This is a genomic window from Proteus sp. LHD240705 (genome assembly GCF_047921555.1).
GTDB lineage: Bacteria > Pseudomonadota > Gammaproteobacteria > Enterobacterales > Enterobacteriaceae > Proteus.
The window spans coordinates 114,512-135,578 of record NZ_JBLRMI010000006.1; the positions used below are offsets into that span (position 1 = coordinate 114,512).

Consider the following 21,067-nt stretch of genomic DNA (forward strand, 5'->3'; position numbering starts at 1 on the left):
CTACTTTTCCTTATGTGTTTTTGGAGCCACAAAAGCAATACAAACAGGCTCAGTAATGGCATCTGGTTCAGCACGGAACATTATCTCTTGAGTATCGGCTATTTTTAAACTCGGCCAGTGCTTTAATCCTTCATCAAAATGTGCTTTTTCACAGTAATAACCAACTTCACTCACCAATACGACACCTTTTTCTTCTAATTGTTGAAGTGTAATATGTCGATTATAAATATTAGGAGGTTGCACATTCTCTTCTAACACCCAAGGCTGTGAAGATAATGGTCTATCTTTACCATAAAAAGTCACCCATTCATGCATATACTCACCGCCCACATACGCAAGTGGCGTGTGATAATGTTGATGCCAAGCTTGTTCAACATCTTGCACAAAGTTTTTTACGCCAATAAATTTTTGTCCTGCATTACGCACATTAGCGGCTTGAACGACTGTATAACCAGAAACAACCAACATACCAAAAACACCTAAACCATACAGTGCGCCACGTAATGAACGTTTAGGCATTACACTAATTGAGCCCACAAAAAGTGCAGTCGCAATCGACATAAAGGGTTGTAACCACTCGCTGATACGCCCCCCTTCATGAAAACTAAACCAGATAAAAATAATCGTTAATGGAAACAGAAAAATAAAATTGAGTAATTGGCTATCTTTAGAAGCAGACCAACTTACACGTCCACCATAAAAACGTAAAATTCCCCACATTAAAACCACAGGGTAAAAAACGGTCAGCGCAGCACGCGTTGTACGTAAATTAAAACGATTTTCAATTTGTGAGTCGACCCACTTAAACGCTGCAAAGTCGGTTTGCCATAACCAAATAAAATTGGGAATAACAAAAGCAAACCAAATAGCTAATGCTAAATAGAAATAAGGAGAACAATAGCTTGCTCGAACTTTAGGCACAAAAAGGCTTGATAAAAACACAGAACCGATAAAAGCTAATGATGAATACTTCCCCATTGTGGCAATGCCCATAGCGATAGCGAAGCCAATCCAATACTTTTGATTATCATTAATCGCACAAAGGAAAAAATAGAACGCCCATGCCCAACAACCAACTAGAATATAGTTATCGTTATAAGGGATAATATCAAAGTTGATAACACCAGATAAATTAAGCGCCAACATAGCAAACCAAGCTAAGTTCGTATTTTGTGTCAACTTGTAGGCTAAGTTCCAAACGCCTAGTAGCCCAACAGCAATGACAATAAAGTGGATAAAATACCAATAAAAGCTAAAATCGATACCGCCGTAAATAGCGGGTGTCATTATAAAACCCACAAACCAAGGATTTTTGGGGGAGCCCCACCCTCCGTTAGTGCCCCAATTGACAGCCTCAACGGCATCATAAGGCACGGTAGGGTCAAAGAGATAACTCACTAAGATCCAAAGAGTCGCATAACCAATAACCCACCAATATACTGGTTTACGTAATTGTGCAGATGATAATGTCATAATAAATAGAAATTTAAGTTAATTAATTTAATTTAGTCGTTAATTGACGTCACAACACAGTAAAGTATAGTGAAATGAACCGCACATTGTACGTGAGCAAAAATTAAATTGTCTTAAATTTGCGCTTTTATTGAAATTTTGTTTCTGATAGATTGCGCAACCAAGAAGATCACTATCGAGTTACCATTATGAATATGATTAAAAGAAAGCCCGCAGCTAAAGCACGTAAGAAATCGCGTGAAGAGCTGAACGCGGAAGGACGTGAACGTAAACGTCAAAAGAAACACCGTGGCAATCCTGCCGGTAACCGTCAGCAGGAAGCGGAAAATAAACAGCAAGCGAACAATACAGCGCCGAAAGATCCACGTATTGGTAGCAAAAAACCGATCCCTCTGATTGTGGGCGATGCACCAAAAGTTGCGAAGAAAAAACCTGCGCCAGTTAAAGCAGAGCCCGTTCGTTTAACGCCTGAGCAAGAGTTAGACCTATTAGAAAACGATGCACGCTTAGATGAATTACTGTCTCGTCTTGAAAACGGTGAAAAACTCAACGCAGAAGAGCAGGCTTATACTGAGAAAACCCTTGATCGCATTGATGAATTAATGGTTGAGCTAGGTATTGAGTTTGAAGATGATGACGATGAAGAAAAAACTGAAGACATCATGCAATTATTGAAAGGTAAATAATCAAAAGGCTAATCATTTGCCTTGATTAGCTTACATCTAACGGATATCAATAACTTATTGATATCCGTTATTTTTTTATAGCTCGCTCTCTCTTTTACTTTTCATTAATACTCATTATTAACAATAGATTAAATAACCCTCTCAAGCTCAGATAACTCCATCTATTCCTCTCTTGTTATCCCTGATATCCTATTTTTCTATCTTTAATATACGAGTGATAAAAAATATGGATAACAGACAGCAGTACTTAGATATCGCAGCTGGGCAAGGAGAAAAAGTGCCCTCTCGTATAGTGGCCTTCCCTGCACAGCCACTAAACTATGCGCTTATTGAACAACGCTTAGAAGAACAGACCGATTACACTGATGGTGAGATAAATTATCTAAGTGAAAATATTGACGATGGTTTTTTCTATCGCTGCCAACATGGTGATGACGAGTTACATTTTTTTGTCTGTCTTTACCCTCGTGATAAAGATTACGAAATACGTCCAATGTATTCGACTGATGAACTTACACCACAACTACTCGCGCATGCAAATTCGACAACTCAAGATTTATTATTAGAAACACTTTTTACTGAAACTTTGCATCCTTTAGCAAGCTATCGCCATCAACTGAATTTTCTTAATATCATCGCACCTGAAATGGTCTTAGCATTAGATGAATCAGCGGCAGGTAAGGCATTAACACCTGAGTGGATACGCTTCCAATTAGAAACGCCCGATCTCTATCCTGAAGTAGAAAGCTTATATGTTATTCATGCTGTCTATGACACAGAAAATGATCCACCAACGATGTTCTGGTTTCATACGCATGGATTAGCGCGCTGCGGTTTAACCGAAGTCGATTTAGTTATTCCAAGTATGCTTGAATCTTACTATGGTATTCCTGAGCTCTTCCGCTGCTTTGTTAACAACAGTATTAATCATCGTCAAATTGAATTTGGTGAACCAATGCTTTGTGGTCAAACATCATCAGGTTTGGAGTATCTTGTTGCATTACCTTTTGAAGAAGGTATTCGCCATATTAATCAATCAACACCTCTCGAAAATCTTAGACCTTTAGAAGAGATGCGTTATGACACAGAAGGCGCACCAAATGGTGTTTTCTTGGGTGATTTAGCCGATCGTGATGAATATCATCAACATCCTTCCTCTATGCTATTTAGAACCAATGAAGAAAATCCGGTTTTAGAAACCTTCTTTAAAGGTTATGAAGAGCAGCAAGCGATGATGCTACTGCGTAGCAATGAAGAAACCTATGAGATGTCTGAAAAAGCCAAGCGACGCTGGGAATACTTCGTTTCTATGTTTGATAACTACAATCAACCACCTGTTGAGAAAAAAAGTGGTTTTCTCTCCAAATTATTAGGAAAAGACAAACCCGAAGAGACTGAAAACCCGTGGCAGTTTATGATCAAATTCGGTATTCCTTATGGTGAAGAGGAAGAGCTAGAGCATATGTGGTTTGTGCCACAGTCTCGTGATGGAGACACCGTTTATGCAAAATTACTCAACGTGCCATTTTATGTTGAGGATATGCAAGAAGGTGAAATCTATCCTATCAACACCGCATTAATAACTGATTGGGTCGTTTCATACGAAGACAATAGTTATACCCCGAACAATATTTACCAACTTTTTAGCCACCAGCAAACTCACTAATTAGCGGGTATTCACAATAACAACGCGAGCTTTTCATTTAAAAAACGATGAAGAGCTCGCCATGCTAATCGCCTTAAAATCTGCTGTCATATTGTGACCCGTTAATATTATCAATTGATTGTTATATTGTTGCTACATTGACATTTCAAATCTTCACATTCTGTTTTTGTCTAGTAACAGATAAGGTAAACAGTCTATTTTCATCTCAATATCTTTTCTCTGGTTGATTTAAATCAAGTGCAGATATGCATAGACTAGGCTAAATTATACCCAATAAGGATAATTATAATTCTCATTAGCATTAAAAATATTTATTATAATTAACCTTAATATTATTATGTGAATTCTCATACACGTTAATAATTATCAGTATCATTATTCTTTGTATCAATATTCGTGGAAGGACAATCATGTCTCTGATCCCAAATCACAGTTATAAAATCTTGAGCTACTCACCTCAGATTAGCCCAGCATACAGACAGAAATTATTATCTTTAGGTATGTTACCTGGCGCTGTGTTTAACGTTATTCGTATCGCACCACTGGGTGATCCTATTCAAATAGAAACGCACCGAGTATCCCTAATTTTGAGAAAAAAAGATCTCGCACTCATTAATCTTAGCGAAGTGGTTCATAACGAAAAATAATCGTTATTTCTCATTCAACCAGGCAAGACAACTATTGGCATCACTATTATGACTCCTCTCACTATAGGCCTTATCGGTAATCCCAATGCTGGTAAAACAACACTCTTTAATCAGTTAACAGGCTCTCGCCAGCGTGTAGGTAACTGGGCGGGTGTAACGGTCGAACGCAAAGTTGGTCGTTTCACAACTGCAAATCATAAAATTGAGCTCGTCGATTTACCCGGAACTTACTCTTTAACGACAATCTCAGAACAGACATCGCTTGATGAGCAAATTGCCTGCCATTTCATTTTAAGTAATGAAGCAGACATGCTGATTAACGTGGTTGATGCATCAAATCTTGAGCGTAACCTCTATTTGACATTGCAACTACTTGAGCTTGGTATTCCGTGTATCGTGGCATTAAATATGCTCGACATTGCAGAACACCAAGATATGCAAATTGATATCAAGGCACTTTCAGAGCAACTGGGTTGCCCTGTTATTCCAATGGTTTCAACCAAAGCATCAGGTATTGATAAACTCAAAGAAGCCATTGATACCTTCCCTGCTGAAAAGAAAAAACCACAAGAATTACTGACGTCTTATCCGATATGGTTACTTAATGAAGTCGAGGCACTTGCTGAAAAAATTAATCACGATGAGTTTAATTTACAGCAACGTCGTTGGATGGCATTACAGTGTTTAGAGGGTGATATCTATACTCACCAACGTGCTCAAGTCACTAGTGAAGATATCAAAACCATTCGCCAACGAATTCAAGACGAACATAACAATGAACCCGAATTAGTCATTGCAGATGCCCGTTATCAAAATATTGAGCGTATCTGCCATACCGTGATTAATATGGAAGCCATTAAGCCGAATATTCTGACGCAAAATATCGATAAAGTGATATTAAACCGTTGGTTAGGTGTTCCTATCTTCCTGTTTGTTATGTACTTAATGTTTGTGCTCGCAATTAACATTGGTGGTGCTTTACAGCCTGCTTTTGAAGGTGGCTCTGAAGCTATCTTTATCCATGGTATTCAATGGATTGGTGCAACCTTTAACTTCCCTGAATGGCTAACGATTTTCCTTGCTCAAGGTGTCGGTGGTGGTATCAATACCGTTCTGCCATTAGTGCCACAAATCGGGATGATGTACCTGTTCTTATCTATTCTTGAAGATTCAGGTTATATGGCGCGAGCTGCCTTTGTGATGGATAGATTGATGCAGGCTCTGGGTTTACCAGGTAAATCATTTGTACCACTTATTGTCGGTTTTGGCTGTAACGTACCTTCCATTATGGGTGCGCGTACACTGGATGCACCAAGAGAACGTCTGATCACTGTATTAATGGCACCGTTTATGTCCTGTGGTGCTCGCTTAGCAATCTTTGCGGTTTTTGCCGCTGCATTCTTTGGCAAAAATGGCGCGAGTGTTGTTTTCTCGCTCTACCTTCTCGGTATTGTCGTCGCCATTCTCACTGGTTTACTGTTAAAACACACCATTATGCGTGGTGAAGCCTCACCTTTCGTAATGGAACTGCCGGTTTATCACGTTCCTCACCTAAAAACGTTACTGATGCAAACATGGCAACGTCTAAAAGGCTTCGTGGTACGTGCAGGTAAAGTCATTATTATCGCCAGTATGTTTATTGGTGCGTTAAACAGCTTTACCTTCTCAGGTAAACCTGCGGATAACATCAATGATTCTGCATTAGCGTCTGTCAGTAAAGTGATCACACCATTACTTCAACCTATTGGTGTTCACAGTGATAACTGGCAAGCAACGGTTGGTTTAGTCACTGGTGCAATGGCGAAAGAAGTGGTAGTAGGAACATTAAATACCCTCTATACCGCAGAAAGTATTGTTAATGAGCCTTTTGATCCTGAAGAATTCGACCTGTGGGGCGAAATTGGTGACGCCTTTGGTGAAACATGGGATAGCTTAAAAGAAACCTTCACGCTAGCTGCGCTTTCTAACCCAATTGAAGCCAGTAAAGGTGATGGCGAAATGGATACCGGTACAATGGGCACCATGGGCGCTAAATTTGGTTCAGGCATTGCGGCATACAGCTACTTAATCTTTGTTTTACTGTATGTACCTTGCGTTTCAGTCATGGGTGCTATTGCCCGTGAAACAAGCCGTGGATGGATGACTTTCTCTATTCTTTGGGGATTAAATATTGCTTACTCATTGGCAGCCCTGTTCTATCAAGTGGCAACCTTCAGTGAACATCCACAAAGCAGTGGCATAACGATTGCTGCTGTGGTTATCTTCAACTTAATTTTATTTATCTTGTTGCGTAATGCGCGTAGTCGCCTAACAATTAACTTAAGCAATAAGCCTTCATTGTCTAAACAATGTTGTTCAAAAGGTAGTTGTCACTAAGTGACAAAGGAAAAGTAAGATGGCAAGTCTGATAGAAGTACGTGATTGTATCGCCCTTAATGGTCGAGCCGATGCCCGTCTTATCAGCCATCAACTCAATATGCCTGAACCTTTGGTGCAAGCAATGTTAGAGCGGCTCACATTGATGGGTAAGCTTGAAGAGGTGGATGTAGAAGATTGTCTCACAGGCAGTTGTAAAAGTTGCCCTGAAGCCACCGCATGCCAAACAAAGCTTTATCAATTACGCTGATACGTTATAAAAAAACTAAACCCCTATTTATTGTAGGGGTTTAGTTTTTCTCCAAGAAAAACAATATTCGGGTTCTATCTTGACGGATCTGAAATCATTTTTTACATGCGTTAATAAGTACATCACTAAATTCATCAGGGTGCGAAATAAACGGAGCATGTGCAGCATTACGGAAAATAACAGAAGGCGATTGAGGATAAATAGCATCTAATAATCCAGCCACTTTTCGAGGCACTAACCCATCTAAATAACCATAGAAACGAATAAAAGGGCAACGCAAAGCTTTCAACTCTTCTCGTAAATCTTCAGTACGCAAAATTTCTAGCCCCCCATTAAGAACCTCAACAGAAGGCAGTGGTTGATCTAATACCACGGATTTTAACGCTTTCATATCCTCACGCGCACTCTGGGTGCCTAACGTTTGTAGCGCTAAAAAGCGCTCAACGGTGCGATGAAAATTCTCATTTAATTGCTGCTCAAAGCCTTTTAAAACCTCAGGTTTGATACCTGGCCAATCATCATGGGCGCCAAAGCAAGGCGAAGATGCCACCGTAACCAAGGCTTGCACATGATTGGGATTATCTAAAACCACACGGCTCGCCACTAATCCACCTAAAGACCAACCTAACCAAATTGCATTTTCAGGGGCGTTGGCAAAAACAATCTCTGCCATCTCTTTTAATGTAAGAGCAGGAAAACCTTGGCTACGACCATATCCAGGGAGATCAACGAGATGCAGTGTAAAATGCGAGCTTAATCGCGGTATTAATGATTGCCAAACCTGTGCATTCAATCCCCATCCGTGTAATAGCACAAGATGCGTTTTTCCTTCACCTATTGTCTGCCAATACAATTTATTCATTGTTATGCTCTCTTTTCTTTTACAAGGATGTTCATTATGTGGATAACAATAGCAGGATATTGTTGGTTATGTCGTCAACCCTTACATTATGATACTAAAGGTATTTGCTCGAGTTGTATTCGTTATTTACCTAAACAGCATAATCGTTGCCCATGCTGTTTATATCCCTCATCCCACTCTATGATGCTATGTGGACGCTGCTTACAATCGCCTCCACCATGGAAACAGATGTTGACAGTCACTGACTATCAACCGCCATTAAATAAATTATTACACCTTTATAAATACCAACCTCGCCCTCAAATAGCGTTATGTCTTGCACGACTTTTTCTATTGCGATGGCTTTCACATCGGCGAGAAAATTTGGTGCAGAAACCCGATAGAATTATTAGCGTTCCTTCACATCGTCATCGCCGTTGGTCTAGGGGCTTTGAGCAAGTAGAAGCTATCGCTAAGCCTTTGGCAAGGTGGCTAAATTGTGCTTATCAACCGGATACCCTGATAAGAACTCGTGCTACACTGGTGCAAACGCATCTTAATGCCAAGCAAAGGCAACAAAATTTAAAGAATGCATTTGTATTAAATAACACAGTGTCGGTATCAGGGAAAAATCTGGCACTAATTGATGATGTTATCACTACAGGTGCGACATTAAAGAGCATTATACCTTTGTTATTTCGTGCGGGAGCACGCTCTGTTGAGGTATGGGCGATTTGTCGAACCTTGTAGTTAACCGCCAATTGGGCGTATGATAACCAACCAGAACAGTCAACTATTGAGCAAGACGATATGATTATTATTACTGATGCCGCACAGGCGCATTTTGCCAAACTACTGGCTAACCAAGAACCCAACACCCAAATTCGTGTATTCGTTATCAATCCAGGCACACCTAATGCTGAATGTGGCGTTTCATATTGCCCACCTGATGCCGTAGAGCCAAACGACACTGAAATTAAATTCGAAAAACTTTCTGCGTATGTTGATAACATCAGCGCACCTTTCTTAGAAGATGCGGAAATTGACTTTGTCACTGACCAACTGGGCTCACAATTAACCCTAAAAGCACCTAACGCAAAAATGCGTAAAGTCGATGCTGATGCACCGTTAATTGAACGCGTAGAATACGTACTACAATCACAAATTAACCCGCAATTAGCGGGTCATGGTGGTCGTGTTAGTCTGATGGAAATCACTGAAGACGGTTATGCTATCTTACAATTCGGTGGTGGTTGTAACGGTTGTTCCATGATTGATGTCACCTTAAAAGATGGTATCGAAAAAGAACTGTTAAACCTGTTCCCAGAAGAGTTAAAAGGTGTGAAAGATTTAACTGAACACCAACGCGGTGAACACTCCTACTACTGATATCCCTCAGTATCACATCCCCTATGGTACTCACCTGCACTGATATCATGGGGGATTTGTTTATTAAAATAATCATTTACAAAGTGTAACGTCATCTTTACCGATTTGACGTTATGATAAATGTATCGTTCTCTCGCTCAGAACAAATAAATCAATTAACAATATAATAAATAAGACAATTATGGATAAGTTTCAATTTCTCAGCATTGAACAAGCCTATCAATTCTGGACATCTCAATCGGCGATATTAGTTGATGTAAGAGATCCCCAGAGTTATCGCATAGGTCATGCTACCGGCGCATTTCATCTCACTAATGATACGCTAAACCAATTTTTACAAGATGCTGATTTTGATGTGCCTGTTATGGTGATGTGTTATCACGGTCATAGCAGCCAAGGTGCAGCTCAATATCTGGTCAATATGGGCTTTGAAACCGTTTATAGTATTAATGGTGGTTTTGAAGCATGGCTAAGAGAGTTTCCACAAGCGATAACTTCTCTGCAATAACTACAGATGAGTTTTATTAATGATCCACATTATTACGCTTTCTAACCCTCAAGCGGCTGATTTATTTGTCAATTATATGGCAACGAAAGGTGTGCGAATTCACGCAAAAAATGAAAATCAGCAAATCTCACTTTGGTTAGAAGACCAACATCAGTTGGATATGGTTGAAAAAGAACTAAACACTTTTCTACGTGAGCCTTTTCACCCACGTTATCAAGCTGCAAGTTGGCAAACTGGTGATCCGCAAAAAACAGGCATAAAATATCGTCCTGCATTTTCGATAAAAAATATGGTGCAACGATCAGGCCCTTTAACGGTACTGGTGATTATTTTATGTATCCTCGTTTTTATCTGGCAACAAGTGGTGGGTGACTATAATGTTATGCTCCACCTCGCATGGCCTTATGAAGAGAGTCTAGACTTTGAAGTCTGGCGCTATATCACACCAGCTTTTGTTCATTTTTCATTGATGCATATCGCCTTTAATCTCGCCATGTGGTGGTATCTCGCCAGCCAAACAGAACAGCAACTCGGCACCAGTAAATTATTTGTGATTATGCTCGTTTCTGCGCTATTTAGTAATTGGGCACAATCACTGTTTACAGACTCCAACTTCGGTGGACTTTCTGGTGTTGTGTACGCATTAATCGGCTATGTAGGCTTAACGGGCATACGTAATCCAGAAAAAGGTATTGGTGCGCCAACAGGCTTAATCGTCTTTTCGATTTTGTGGATTGTAGCGGGTTATATGGGCGTTTTAGGTGACTCTATCGGAAATGCCGCACATTTTGCAGGCTTCCTTATCGGCTTATTGATGGCTTTGTGGGATAATCGACATCAATTATCTCGTGGATCATAATAAAATTAACATGATATTTTTAACATTAGGGGACACCTGTGAAGCAAACGCAACGACATGATGCCATCATTGAACTGGTACGCCTACAGGGCTATGTCAGCACTGAAGAATTGGTGGAGCATTTTGAAGTCAGCCCACAGACAATCCGACGTGATTTAAATGAATTAGCGGAAAAGAACAAAATCCAACGTCATCACGGTGGTGCAGCATTACCTTCAAGCTCCGTGAATACGGCTTATCATGATCGTAAAATTATGTGGTCTGATGAAAAATCACGTATCGCACAACGAGTAGCAAGCTTAATTCCAGATGGTGCAACACTGTTTATTGATATCGGCACAACACCTGAAGCTGTCGCACATGCATTAATTAACCACAAAAACCTACGTATCGTGACCAACAACCTCAATGTGGCAACGTTACTGATGGGCAAAGAAGACTTTCGCTTAATTCTTGCGGGTGGTGAAGTGCGTACACGAGATGGTGGTATTGTCGGTGAAGCTACGCTTGATTTTATCTCTCAATTCCGTCTTGATTACGGTATTTTGGGGATAAGCGGTATTGATATGGATGGTTCTCTACTTGAGTTTGATTACCATGAAGTTCGCACTAAACGCGCAATTATCGAAAACTCACGCTGTGTAATGTTGGTGACTGACCATTCTAAGTTTGGTCGTAATGCAATGGTTAATTTAGGTAATATGAATCTGATCGATTACTTATTTACCGATCAAGAACCACCAGCGGGGATCCAAAAAATTGTTGAGCAGCACAACGTTCAACTCGAATTATGTTAATTTAGCAATTCTCCTAAAAAGTACCTCTCGAGGTACTTTTTTTTCGTCTATTCTCAATAAAAACCTGATTAACTTATTCTATTTTCTCTCTTTTTTGTTAACACATTAACAATGTTGTTTATTTCTAATAAACACACAGTTTATGTGGATATGATAATAAATTGTTATCCATATCACGCGGTTATGTTTTTTATCAGTTATATAGTTGGCATTTTCATCAAACTTCATTACAATTATGAGCGAAAACGAACATTAAAGAATTGTTTCGCGCATTCGTAGGAGGATGTTATGAAAACTCAAGACTTGATTGTCATCGGCGGCGGAATAAACGGCGCTGGAATTGCGGCGGATGCAGCTGGCCGAGGCCTTTCAGTACTTATGCTGGAAGCTCAAGACTTAGCAAGTGCGACATCTTCCGCAAGCTCTAAACTTATTCATGGTGGTTTACGTTATCTCGAACACTACGAGTTTCGCTTAGTGAGCGAAGCACTGGCAGAGCGTGAAGTATTATTACGCTTAGCGCCACATATCGCATTTCCAATGCGCTTTCGTCTGCCACACCAACCCCATTTACGTCCAGCTTGGATGATCCGCATTGGTTTATTCCTTTATGATCATTTAGGAAAACGCGTGAGCTTACCAAGCAGTAAAGGCATTAAATTCGGCGCAAACTCTGTTTTAAAACCTGAATTAACACGCGGTTTTGAATATTCAGACTGTTGGGTTGATGATGCACGTTTAGTGGTACTCAACGCACAAGAAATCGTTCGTCGTGGCGGTGAAGTACGCACACGAACTAAAGTCACTCGTGCTTGGCGTGAAAATAATTTATGGATGGTAGAAGCACAGGATTTACGCACTGGTGAAACATCGCTCTATCAAGCAAAAGCACTTGTCAATGCCGCTGGCCCTTGGGTTAAAACACTGTTTGATGAAGGCTTAAAACTGAAATCACCTTATGGTATCCGTTTAATTAAAGGTAGCCATATTGTTATTCCTCGTGCACATAACGAACCACAAGCGTACATCTTACAAAATGAAGATAATCGTATTGTCTTCGTTATTCCTTGGATGGATGAGTTCTCCATCATCGGTACTACGGATGTTGAATATAAAGGCGATCCTAAAGACGTAGCGATTGATGACAATGAAGTTCAGTACTTACTGAAAGTCTACAATGATCACTTCAAGAAACAACTGACCAAAGAAGACGTTGTTTGGGATTACTCTGGTGTGCGTCCATTATGTGATGATGAATCTGATTCACCACAAGCGATCACGCGTGACTATACCTTAGATGTTCACGATGATAATGGCCAAACTCCTCTGCTATCGGTATTTGGCGGTAAATTAACCACTTATCGTAAATTGGGTGAACACGCCGTTGATAAACTCATTGCTTATTTCCCTAATATGGGTAAAGCATGGACTAAAAATGGTCAATTACCGGGCGGTAATTTAGAAGGCTGTGATCGTGATGGTTATTCACGTTTAATTCGCCAACGTCACCCTTGGTTACCAGAAGCACTGGCACTGCGTTTTGCACGTACTTATGGTAGCAATACCGAATTACTGCTCGAAGGCATTACTGATTTAGCGGGTATGGGCGAAAACTTCGGTCATAACCTGTATGAAGCAGAATTACGTTATTTAGTGAAACATGAGTGGGTTATCGAAGTTGATGATGCAATTTGGCGTCGTACTAAACTCGGCATGTGGCTAAATGACGAACAAAAACAACGTATTGCCCAATGGTTAGCAGCAAATACTCAAAATTCATAAGAGTAGTCATACTATTCTCTGACTCTGTTCGATGTTTTTATTAGCAATTTTTGTGGCGCCTAATACCGCGCCACTTTTTTTGCTTTTTTCATATCAAAATCATCGAAATACCCTAAATTAACCACTATTTAAGCTGTTTTTCTAGAAAGGCTTTTAACACGGTAGCATTGTTTTGTTGCTCATCTTTTCCTGAATAAAGTAATACCAAAGGCTTCTCTTTTGCTATCGCAACAAGCGATTGCCAATGTTCTGGTGCCGCCATTAATTCTTGGAGATAACGTTGTGTGAATTCAGCAAAATCACCGCCGCCTCCATGAAACCATTTTCGTAATTCGGTCGAAGGCGCAACGCCTTTATTCCACTCGTCATAATGAAAATCGGTCTTTTTCACACCTCTCGGCCACAGCCTATCGACTAATACGCGATAACCTTCATGCATTCCGTCTTTATCACCATAAACACGTTTACAAGTGATCATTTCGCCTCCCATCAATCAGTTAGTTCGTTTTATTGTAGAAGAAAAATCACCCAACTTATCAGGTGATACACTCACTTTTCTCACAAATACGTCTTACAACATGAATTTTTCTCTTATTGTGACTGAATTATCCTCATCAAAAATAGGGTGAATAGTTGTTGACTAAATAACCTAATTAAGAGAATCTACATCTAGACGTCTAAATGGTTAGATGGGCAAATAAGTAGTGATACTTAATAAAAATAACAACACAGTGACACGATTGATGAGGTACAGGTATGAGCTTTTATCACGCAAGCCAACATGAAGCGCTAAACCAAAATCTTGCTGAACTTGATGGCCAGATCCAAGTTTCCTTTGAATTTTTTCCACCTCAAACTGAGGAGATGGAAAACACCCTTTGGCAATCTCTTGCGCGCTTAAATACCTTAAAACCGAGCTTTGTCTCTGTCACTTATGGCGCAAATTCAGGTGAACGTGATAGAACACACTCCATTATTAAAGGCATTAAAGAACGTACAGGACTAGAAGCGGCTCCTCATTTGACCTGTATTGATGCCAGCCGTGAAGAGTTACAGCATATCGCACAAGATTATTGGCAAAGTGGTATTCGCCACATTGTGGCATTACGGGGCGATTTACCTGATAACACTCAAAAACCTGATATGTACGCCACCGATTTAGTGCATTTACTTAAAGGGGTGGGCGATTTTGATATTTCTGTGGCGGCTTATCCTGAAGTGCACCCTGAAGCCAAAAGTGCGCAAGCAGATTTAATCAATTTAAAAAGAAAAGTCGATGCCGGAGCCAACCGTGCGATCACCCAATTTTTCTTTGATGTCGAAAGCTATTTACGTTTTCGTGACCGCTGCGTTTCAACAGGTATTGATGTTGAAATTGTGCCAGGAATTTTACCTGTCACTAATTTTAAACAGCTAAAACGCTTTGCTGGTTTAACCAATGTAAAAATTCCGGGTTGGATGCATAAAATGTTTGATGGGTTAGATAACGATCCTGAAACCCGTAGTCTAGTAGGCGCTTCTATTGCCATTGATATGGTGAAGATTTTAAGCCGTGAAGGAGTCAAAGATTTTCACTTTTATACACTTAATCGTTCAGAATTAACGTATGCTATTTGCCATACGCTGGGTGTTCGCCCTGAACTTATCAAAGCATGATCCTATAACACAATTACCCCGCCAATTAAGCGGGGTGACATTTTGATGAATTATTCACCAAAGTGATAAGGCTTTTCTACGGGTAATAGGCTGTATGCGGTGTCTAAATCACCATTAGCAATACAAGTATCTATTTTACGTACCTTATCGGTAATATCTGTAATATTCACAATCCACTCTTTGCAATATTTTTCAACGGCTTGATTACGCAAGCCAATTTGAATGGTGCGATAGCTGAGTCGATTAAGATAAATATCACGTTCAGGATCCCACTGAATGCGGATATTACTGGTTTCTGATGCCTCTTTCCACGCGTCTGCACTGGCGTAACGGTCTGGATCAAAATGACTCACAACACCTTGTGTCAGCATCTCTTGAAAACCTTCATGCGTAATATCAACCGCAAGAATAGATGCCTGATTAGCATCTTTGCGTCCCCAGCCAGAACGGTACATCATCCAAAGAAAGGAAGGTTTTACCCACGTCATGCGGGTCATACTAAAAGGGGGCGAAACAAAAGTTCCGTTTGCGACTGCGCTCTGAGCAATAGTATTAGAATAGGCTTGGTAAACACGAACAAAATCATCCGTATAATATGCCCTTAATTCGCACTCAGGACATCGGTCAACATCATCGTTCATCTTTCTTTAATATCCTTTTATATTAATAAAATGGAACTATACGCTTAAATTATGAGCCTCTGATCACAGATAATCAAGAGCCCCTATTTTTGTTAAGACTCTATAAATAGAGTAACGCGCGTTCACAAAAATAAAAAAAAGAATAACAGTAAAACAAACAGACTCATGTCGCGATTGTGGTTTAATAATAACAAACCTAGTCTTGCAAAATATATCTCACACTCCGTCCACCAGCACCGCTATCCGCTAAAAAGCCGTGTTCAACCAGAAATGCTAAATGCCTTGTCGCACTGGCTCGGCTGACTTTTGCTACACTTTTATATTGGCTATTATTAATTCCATCAACAAAATCCCCACCAAGCATTCTATTAATCACTTTTGATTGCTCTGATGATAACAACGCTTGATCGTGAGTTTGCCAATATTTTGTTGCCCTTACTGTATTATCAATTTCATGGGTCGCATCCAAAATCGATAATTGAAGCATTTGTAAAAACCATTGAAGCCATAATGTAATATCGCCATCACCTTTTTGCATATTTTCGATGACGTCATAATATTCTTGGCGATGCTCATTAATCGTTTTTGACATTGCATATAGCCTTACTGTTTTATTCTCAGCTTGAGCCAATGCTAAATCCATAATTAATCTGCCTATCCGACCATTTCCATCTTCAAATGGATGAATAGTTAAAAACCAAAGATGTGCAATAGCCGCTCGAATAATTAAATCAGGTTCATAATGAGTTCTCGTTTCATTAAACCAGTCTAAAAATAAAGCCATTTCTGTTTCTATTGATTTTGGTGGTGGTGCTTCAAAATGAACAATGGGCTTATCAATTCTTTTACCCGAAACAACCTGCACAATACCTGTTCGATATTGCCCTGAAGTAATCGGATTTAAAATAGAGTGTCCCTGAGGAAATAAGAGGTTATGCCACTGAAATAACCGCTCATGCGTTAATGGCTCATCTAAATTATTAATCGCATCTAATGCCGCTTGAACAAAACCTTCTGATTTTTCATCAGTAGGATATGTTTTTTCCTCTACAATGCCTAATCGAGTTGCTAATGAAGAGCGAACAGAAAAAGCATTTAACTTTTCACCTTCAATATCACTCGAATAAATAATATTCGCCAAAATAGAATCTAATGCTGAAGTGCTATTTTCAGGCAACATTTGGCTTTGCCCATAAAGCATCCCTTGAATAAAACGGGTATCAATAAGCAAAGGTATGATTGTATTGCTTTTAAATCTGAAATGAGTCCAGTTTGAATGTTGCCAAATCCACATAAATCACCCCATGAGTCAAATACAAACTCTATTCTACTCACAAAGTGAGGCGAATAGAAAGCTTAATCTACTCACAAAGTGAGGCGAATAAGTTTGCTAATTGACTCATTAGGCTGGAATGAGACGTTCAATAAGCTGTGTTTTGATAAGTGCAGGCGCTTTCACAACAGTGCCTGAAATTTTTGCCGTCATGATTTCAAAGGCTTTTTCTACCAATAACGCTTCGTCCTGCTTCATGGACCACACATTATTCGGTAAAAAGCTGAGCATCACATGATCATCGAATGTACCAATATGAAGATGAGCAGGGATACTCCCTTCACGTTGACGGATAACACTCAATAAACCTTCAAGAATAGGCAACGATGAAGCAATAAAATGAGAAGGTATTTGCTGATGTTGTTCCAAATACTGTTTCATCATCCGCTCACCATCTTTGGTCGTATTATGTTCAGCATAAGAGACAGTGACGCGGTTATCATCACCATAATGCCCTTTTATGGCTTGCACATAACCGCGCAAACGAGCGGCAATAGTTGGTAATAATGCATCACCCGCAAAAAAGTGGATTGGCGCATCTTGCTTTATCATCGCTCTTGTCAGCTGAGCACCACTGTCACAGTTATCTGAAGCGACACAAATAGCTTCACTAACAGAGAAATCTCTATCTAAAAAAACCAATGGTTTTTGACGATGCTTAACATGATGTAGCTGATTTTTGCGGCTAGACGAAACAATAAAAATGCCATCAACATTGCGCTCGTCCATTGATTTAACGAGCTTATTTTCATTTTTGATATCACCATAAGTACAGCTAATCGTTAGCTGACAACCAATTTGGTGACAATGCATCTCTAATTTTTCGGCTAAAGCGGCAAAGAATGGGTTAGAAAGACGAGGAATAACCAATCCGTAGGTATCTGTTTTATTGAGCTTTAAGCTTCTAGCCGCATGATTGACGGTATAACCAAACACCTCAACATAGTCTGCTATCTTCTTTTGCGTTTTTGCACTGATCCGGTATTGATCACCTTTGCCATTTAATACCAATCTGACTGTGGTAATAGACAAATTCAGGTCATTTGCAATCTGTTCAACTGTTTTTGCCATTAATATTCCATCATTGATATAGCCCTCATCTTAATGATGAGGGCTGATTAACCTTTATTGAGCAGGCTTAGCTCGGTATTTCTTCCACATCGCTTTTAACGAAGGTCCAATAATGGGTAGGATCAACGTCAGTATCGCAATACCTAAGAATGTCGCTGTAATTGGGCGTGTATACAGGATAGATAAATCACCCTGAGACATCATTAAAGCACGGCGTAAGTTTGATTCTGCCATCGGCCCTAAGATAATCCCGATAACCACAGGAGACATGGAGAAATCAAGCTTAATCATAATGTAAGCGAGTAACCCTGCCCCCATCATCACAAACACATCGATGATGCTATGGTTCACAGAATAAGCACCTACACTACATAATACAAAGATAATTGGTACTAATACGCGACGCGGAACATCCATCACTCGAACGAAGAGTTTCATACATAAGAAACCTAAGATACCGAGGAAAATATTCGCCATCATCAAACCAATAAAGATACTGTTAACTTCAACTGGATTGTCAGTAAAGAGCTGAGGCCCTAATGCCAATCCTTGAACCATAAATGCACCCATGATAATAGCAGTTGCACCATCACCTGGAATACCTAAGGTCATTAAAGGCACCATGGTTCCGCCTGTCACTGAGTTTGCACCGGCTTCTGGTGCAGACACACCTTCTGGTGAACCATGACCAAACTCTTCAGGGTGTTTAGACCAACGTTTTGCTTCGTTATAAGAGATAAATGATGAGATATCTCCACCCGTACCCGGAATAGCTCCAATCGTTGTACCAATAGCAGAAGAGCGTAAATATGTTGGTAATACGCGTTTAAAATCTGCCCACGTTGGTAATACACGGTGAATACGTGCATTAATTTTTTCGTTTTTCTTCTGCTTACGCTCACGGTACTCTTCTTCGAAGCTAATAAGTCCTTGAGAGAAAGCAAACAGGCCAACCAGGATAGGAATAAATGAAACACCACCCATTAAATACACAGTATCAAAGGTAAAACGAGGTCCTGATGTCATCGGATCAAGTCCAATGGTTGCGATTGCTAAACCAATTGCCCCGCCCATTAATCCTTTCACAATCGATTGCGATGATACACTGGTAATAATACTTATGCCAAATACAGCGAGTGCAAAATACTCAGCAGCAGAGAAACCCGTCGCTACTTTTGCCAATTGAGGCGCAATAACAATCAGGGCAATCGTACTAAAGATCCCCCCAAACATAGAGCCCATCGTAGATAAACCCAGTGCTCTTCCTGCTTCACCTTTTTTCGCCATTGGATAACCATCCAATACCGTAGCAGCAGAAGCGGGTGTTCCTGGTGTACTTATTAGTATTGCGGTAATTGAGCCACCATATACGGCACCACAATACATCCCCAATAATAATAAGATCCCTGTCATTCCTTGGAAGGAGTAAGTTAATGGGAGAAGCAATGCAATCCCCATATTCACTGTTAGGCCTGGTAATGCGCCGATAATAATACCCGCGAATACCCCCAACAGGATCATCGTTATCGTTTCCAGACTGAAAACGACCATTAAAGCGTCTAGTATTTCCATCTCAAAGCTCCTTTACCGCTTACTCAAAAAAGACGGAGGTTGGCAGAGGTGAATTAAAGATAATGTCAAAGAAGACATAAACGGCGGCAACCATTACGACTGGAATAATAACCAGCGCAATAGGCTTTCTTTCATTCATCAACCACATAATGATTGGGATAAGAAGCAATGACGGAATAATAAAACCAAAAAAATACAAGCCAGTTGCATATAGCAGCATAAAAATGCCTAAGCCATAAGCACGCTTAACCGCAGTCGAACTTAAGTCAACAGATTGGTGAACGTGTTTTACTTTTTGCACAATCACACCTATCCATTGAAAAATCCCCAGTAAAACAAATAAGATGGCTAAACCATAAGGCCAGAAGCGCTCTCCTGGTACACCATATTCATCAAACATACTCATATCACGGGAGAGATAGATAATAAGTAGCCCAAAAGCTACTGAAATCGCACCGATGATTGTATTGATTTTAGTCATGTCGGGATCTCCCCGACCCTATCCAGCTTGCGGATAGGGTGGTTTATCATAGAAAGGTTATTTTTTCAGAGTTGCTGAAATTAACTCAGCATACATTTCGTGGTCTTCTTTCATCATTTGGTAAGCATCGTCACCTGTGATGTAAACAGGCATAATACCTTGTTTTTTCAGTGCTTCTTGATATTCAGGTTTTTGAACCACTTCAGAGAATGCACCGACTAACTCTTTCTTCACGTTATCAGGGACATTAGCTGTTGTTGCTAATACAGCCCAAGCACGCATTTTCACGTTAGTGTCTAATTTCAATGCTTCTTTGAAAGTAGGTACGGCTGGGAATAATGGGAAGCGACGCTCATCCATTACACCAAGAACACGTAGAATACCAGCATCAACTTGAGATTTAACTGCACCCGGCGTTGTTAATACGCCATCAAGGTGGTTACCCACTAAAGCAGCGATTGAAGGGCCTGTACCTTCGTTATAAGGGATATGGTTAAATTTAGCCCCCGTGGTACGTTCGATATTAACACCCGCTAAGTGATAAATAGCACCCATCCCTGAGTTACCCACTTTCAGTTTACCTGGGTTCGCTTTCGCGCCATCGATAAACTCTTGTAACGTGGTGTAAGGTGATTCTGCATTAACAACTAGCACCACTGGATCAGCGATAGTTGTTGCGATTGGGGTGAAGTCTTTATAAGTAACTGGTGATTTTCCTTGGTGTGGGAACATCGCAAGTTCAACGGTTGTCATTACTAATTTCGTGCCATCTGGACGCGCATTAGCAACTTCAATCAGACCCGTTAAACCATTACCCGCAGGCTTATTCACAGGAACGAAAATACGTCCAGCCGGCATCACATCTTTTGCAAATTCAATGATAGTACGTGCAGAAGTATCAGTACCACCGCCTGGATTTTTCGGGATGACAACATCAATATTTTTTGTAGGATACGTTAACTGTTGGGCAACTGCGTTCCCCATGCCCAGTGTCATCGTAATCGCCAACGCTGCGAGTAGACTCTTTTTCATAAAACCC

Annotated in this window: 21 protein-coding genes; 12 read left to right on the forward strand and 9 right to left on the reverse strand. The window is 40.2% G+C overall.

The features are described from left to right. On the reverse strand, positions 1-1,473 hold the full coding sequence (locus tag ACNART_RS12630; RefSeq protein WP_198620093.1) for a glycosyltransferase family 39 protein: 1,473 nt from the start codon (positions 1,471-1,473) through the stop codon (positions 1-3). Positions 1,474-1,661: 188 nt separating this feature from the next. Between ACNART_RS12630 and yihI the strand changes: the two genes are divergently transcribed. The 5 genes from yihI to ACNART_RS12655 all read left to right on the forward strand — a co-directional run bounded on the left by yihI (position 1,662) and on the right by ACNART_RS12655 (position 7,098). Then, entirely contained in the window at positions 1,662-2,159 is a 498-nt protein-coding gene (gene yihI / locus ACNART_RS12635; RefSeq protein WP_196534093.1) for a Der GTPase-activating protein YihI, read from the forward strand. 226 nt (positions 2,160-2,385) lie between these two features. Next, a complete protein-coding gene (locus ACNART_RS12640; protein WP_198626292.1) occupies positions 2,386-3,825 on the forward strand; it encodes a DUF4026 domain-containing protein in 1,440 nt (479 codons plus the stop codon). Positions 3,826-4,235: 410 nt separating this feature from the next. After that, entirely contained in the window at positions 4,236-4,472 is a 237-nt protein-coding gene (gene feoA / locus ACNART_RS12645) for a ferrous iron transporter A (protein WP_036914344.1), read from the forward strand. Positions 4,473-4,520: 48 nt separating this feature from the next. Then, complete coding sequence (gene feoB, locus ACNART_RS12650; RefSeq protein ID WP_198620095.1) at positions 4,521-6,848, forward strand: Fe(2+) transporter permease subunit FeoB; 2,328 nt, start codon at positions 4,521-4,523, stop codon at positions 6,846-6,848. Positions 6,849-6,867: 19 nt separating this feature from the next. Beyond that, entirely contained in the window at positions 6,868-7,098 is a 231-nt protein-coding gene (locus tag ACNART_RS12655; RefSeq protein WP_100159654.1) for a FeoC-like transcriptional regulator, read from the forward strand. A gap of 94 nt (positions 7,099-7,192) precedes the next feature. Here the strand turns inward: ACNART_RS12655 and bioH are convergent, their stop codons facing one another. Beyond that, entirely contained in the window at positions 7,193-7,960 is a 768-nt protein-coding gene (bioH, locus tag ACNART_RS12660; RefSeq protein ID WP_198629975.1) for a pimeloyl-ACP methyl ester esterase BioH, read from the reverse strand. Positions 7,961-7,996: 36 nt separating this feature from the next. On the opposite strand from bioH, the gene gntX reads away from it, so the two are divergent. The 6 genes from gntX to glpD all read left to right on the forward strand — a co-directional run bounded on the left by gntX (position 7,997) and on the right by glpD (position 13,274). Continuing rightward, on the forward strand, positions 7,997-8,689 hold the full coding sequence (gntX, locus tag ACNART_RS12665) for a DNA utilization protein GntX (protein ID WP_198626290.1): 693 nt from the start codon (positions 7,997-7,999) through the stop codon (positions 8,687-8,689). 60 nt (positions 8,690-8,749) lie between these two features. Next, positions 8,750-9,328: a Fe-S biogenesis protein NfuA gene (nfuA, locus tag ACNART_RS12670; protein WP_109373704.1), complete on the forward strand. Its 579-nt coding sequence runs from the start codon at positions 8,750-8,752 to the stop codon at positions 9,326-9,328. Positions 9,329-9,509: 181 nt separating this feature from the next. Then, positions 9,510-9,836: a thiosulfate sulfurtransferase GlpE gene (gene glpE, locus ACNART_RS12675; protein WP_069369522.1), complete on the forward strand. Its 327-nt coding sequence runs from the start codon at positions 9,510-9,512 to the stop codon at positions 9,834-9,836. A gap of 19 nt (positions 9,837-9,855) precedes the next feature. Beyond that, positions 9,856-10,695: a rhomboid family intramembrane serine protease GlpG gene (glpG, locus tag ACNART_RS12680; protein ID WP_196533936.1), complete on the forward strand. Its 840-nt coding sequence runs from the start codon at positions 9,856-9,858 to the stop codon at positions 10,693-10,695. A 38-nt stretch (positions 10,696-10,733) separates the two neighbouring features. Next, the gene (locus ACNART_RS12685) at positions 10,734-11,492 is read left to right on the forward strand and encodes a DeoR/GlpR family transcriptional regulator (RefSeq protein ID WP_006534541.1); all 759 of its coding nucleotides are present in this window, start codon (positions 10,734-10,736) and stop codon (positions 11,490-11,492) included. A gap of 288 nt (positions 11,493-11,780) precedes the next feature. Further along, the gene (glpD, locus tag ACNART_RS12690) at positions 11,781-13,274 is read left to right on the forward strand and encodes a glycerol-3-phosphate dehydrogenase (protein WP_196533935.1); all 1,494 of its coding nucleotides are present in this window, start codon (positions 11,781-11,783) and stop codon (positions 13,272-13,274) included. 124 nt (positions 13,275-13,398) lie between these two features. On the opposite strand, the gene ACNART_RS12695 is transcribed toward glpD, so the two are convergent. After that, a complete protein-coding gene (locus tag ACNART_RS12695; protein ID WP_109373708.1) occupies positions 13,399-13,752 on the reverse strand; it encodes a DUF488 domain-containing protein in 354 nt (117 codons plus the stop codon). Positions 13,753-14,030: 278 nt separating this feature from the next. Here ACNART_RS12695 and metF point away from each other — a divergent pair, with 278 nt between their 5' ends. Beyond that, on the forward strand, positions 14,031-14,930 hold the full coding sequence (gene metF / locus ACNART_RS12700; protein ID WP_109373709.1) for a methylenetetrahydrofolate reductase: 900 nt from the start codon (positions 14,031-14,033) through the stop codon (positions 14,928-14,930). A 50-nt stretch (positions 14,931-14,980) separates the two neighbouring features. On the opposite strand, the gene ACNART_RS12705 is transcribed toward metF, so the two are convergent. The 6 genes from ACNART_RS12705 to ACNART_RS12730 form a co-directional block, all read right to left on the reverse strand. Then, a complete protein-coding gene (locus tag ACNART_RS12705) occupies positions 14,981-15,571 on the reverse strand; it encodes a DUF4291 domain-containing protein (protein WP_416303610.1) in 591 nt (196 codons plus the stop codon). 196 nt (positions 15,572-15,767) lie between these two features. Then, positions 15,768-16,865, reverse strand: a complete 1,098-nt coding sequence (locus ACNART_RS12710; protein WP_160230792.1) for a Fic family protein — start codon at positions 16,863-16,865, stop codon at positions 15,768-15,770. A 108-nt stretch (positions 16,866-16,973) separates the two neighbouring features. Further along, positions 16,974-17,975 (reverse strand): LacI family DNA-binding transcriptional regulator, encoded by a 1,002-nt coding sequence (locus ACNART_RS12715; RefSeq protein WP_109373712.1) that lies wholly within the window; start codon positions 17,973-17,975, stop codon positions 16,974-16,976. A 54-nt stretch (positions 17,976-18,029) separates the two neighbouring features. After that, entirely contained in the window at positions 18,030-19,547 is a 1,518-nt protein-coding gene (locus ACNART_RS12720; protein WP_109373713.1) for a tripartite tricarboxylate transporter permease, read from the reverse strand. Between the two features lie 19 nt (positions 19,548-19,566). Further along, complete coding sequence (locus tag ACNART_RS12725) at positions 19,567-20,028, reverse strand: tripartite tricarboxylate transporter TctB family protein (protein WP_109373714.1); 462 nt, start codon at positions 20,026-20,028, stop codon at positions 19,567-19,569. Positions 20,029-20,085: 57 nt separating this feature from the next. After that, positions 20,086-21,060 carry a tripartite tricarboxylate transporter substrate binding protein gene (locus ACNART_RS12730; protein WP_232797607.1) on the reverse strand — a complete coding sequence of 325 codons (975 nt, stop codon included), beginning with the start codon at positions 21,058-21,060 and terminating at the stop codon, positions 20,086-20,088. Positions 21,061-21,067 lie beyond the last annotated feature (7 nt).

Coding starts and splice junctions, on each gene's coding strand:
- ACNART_RS12630 (WP_198620093.1), bottom strand. CDS start 1,473: ATGACATTATCATCTGCACAATTACGTAAACCAGTATATTGGTGGGTT.
- yihI (WP_196534093.1), top strand. CDS start 1,662: ATGAATATGATTAAAAGAAAGCCCGCAGCTAAAGCACGTAAGAAATCG.
- ACNART_RS12640 (WP_198626292.1), top strand. CDS start 2,386: ATGGATAACAGACAGCAGTACTTAGATATCGCAGCTGGGCAAGGAGAA.
- feoA (WP_036914344.1), top strand. CDS start 4,236: ATGTCTCTGATCCCAAATCACAGTTATAAAATCTTGAGCTACTCACCT.
- feoB (WP_198620095.1), top strand. CDS start 4,521: ATGACTCCTCTCACTATAGGCCTTATCGGTAATCCCAATGCTGGTAAA.
- ACNART_RS12655 (WP_100159654.1), top strand. CDS start 6,868: ATGGCAAGTCTGATAGAAGTACGTGATTGTATCGCCCTTAATGGTCGA.
- bioH (WP_198629975.1), bottom strand. CDS start 7,960: ATGAATAAATTGTATTGGCAGACAATAGGTGAAGGAAAAACGCATCTT.
- gntX (WP_198626290.1), top strand. CDS start 7,997: ATGTGGATAACAATAGCAGGATATTGTTGGTTATGTCGTCAACCCTTA.
- nfuA (WP_109373704.1), top strand. CDS start 8,750: ATGATTATTATTACTGATGCCGCACAGGCGCATTTTGCCAAACTACTG.
- glpE (WP_069369522.1), top strand. CDS start 9,510: ATGGATAAGTTTCAATTTCTCAGCATTGAACAAGCCTATCAATTCTGG.
- glpG (WP_196533936.1), top strand. CDS start 9,856: ATGATCCACATTATTACGCTTTCTAACCCTCAAGCGGCTGATTTATTT.
- glpD (WP_196533935.1), top strand. CDS start 11,781: ATGAAAACTCAAGACTTGATTGTCATCGGCGGCGGAATAAACGGCGCT.
- ACNART_RS12695 (WP_109373708.1), bottom strand. CDS start 13,752: ATGATCACTTGTAAACGTGTTTATGGTGATAAAGACGGAATGCATGAA.
- metF (WP_109373709.1), top strand. CDS start 14,031: ATGAGCTTTTATCACGCAAGCCAACATGAAGCGCTAAACCAAAATCTT.
- ACNART_RS12705 (WP_416303610.1), bottom strand. CDS start 15,571: ATGAACGATGATGTTGACCGATGTCCTGAGTGCGAATTAAGGGCATAT.
- ACNART_RS12710 (WP_160230792.1), bottom strand. CDS start 16,865: ATGTGGATTTGGCAACATTCAAACTGGACTCATTTCAGATTTAAAAGC.
- ACNART_RS12715 (WP_109373712.1), bottom strand. CDS start 17,975: ATGGCAAAAACAGTTGAACAGATTGCAAATGACCTGAATTTGTCTATT.
- ACNART_RS12720 (WP_109373713.1), bottom strand. CDS start 19,547: ATGGAAATACTAGACGCTTTAATGGTCGTTTTCAGTCTGGAAACGATA.
- ACNART_RS12725 (WP_109373714.1), bottom strand. CDS start 20,028: ATGACTAAAATCAATACAATCATCGGTGCGATTTCAGTAGCTTTTGGG.
- ACNART_RS12730 (WP_232797607.1), bottom strand. CDS start 21,060: ATGAAAAAGAGTCTACTCGCAGCGTTGGCGATTACGATGACACTGGGC.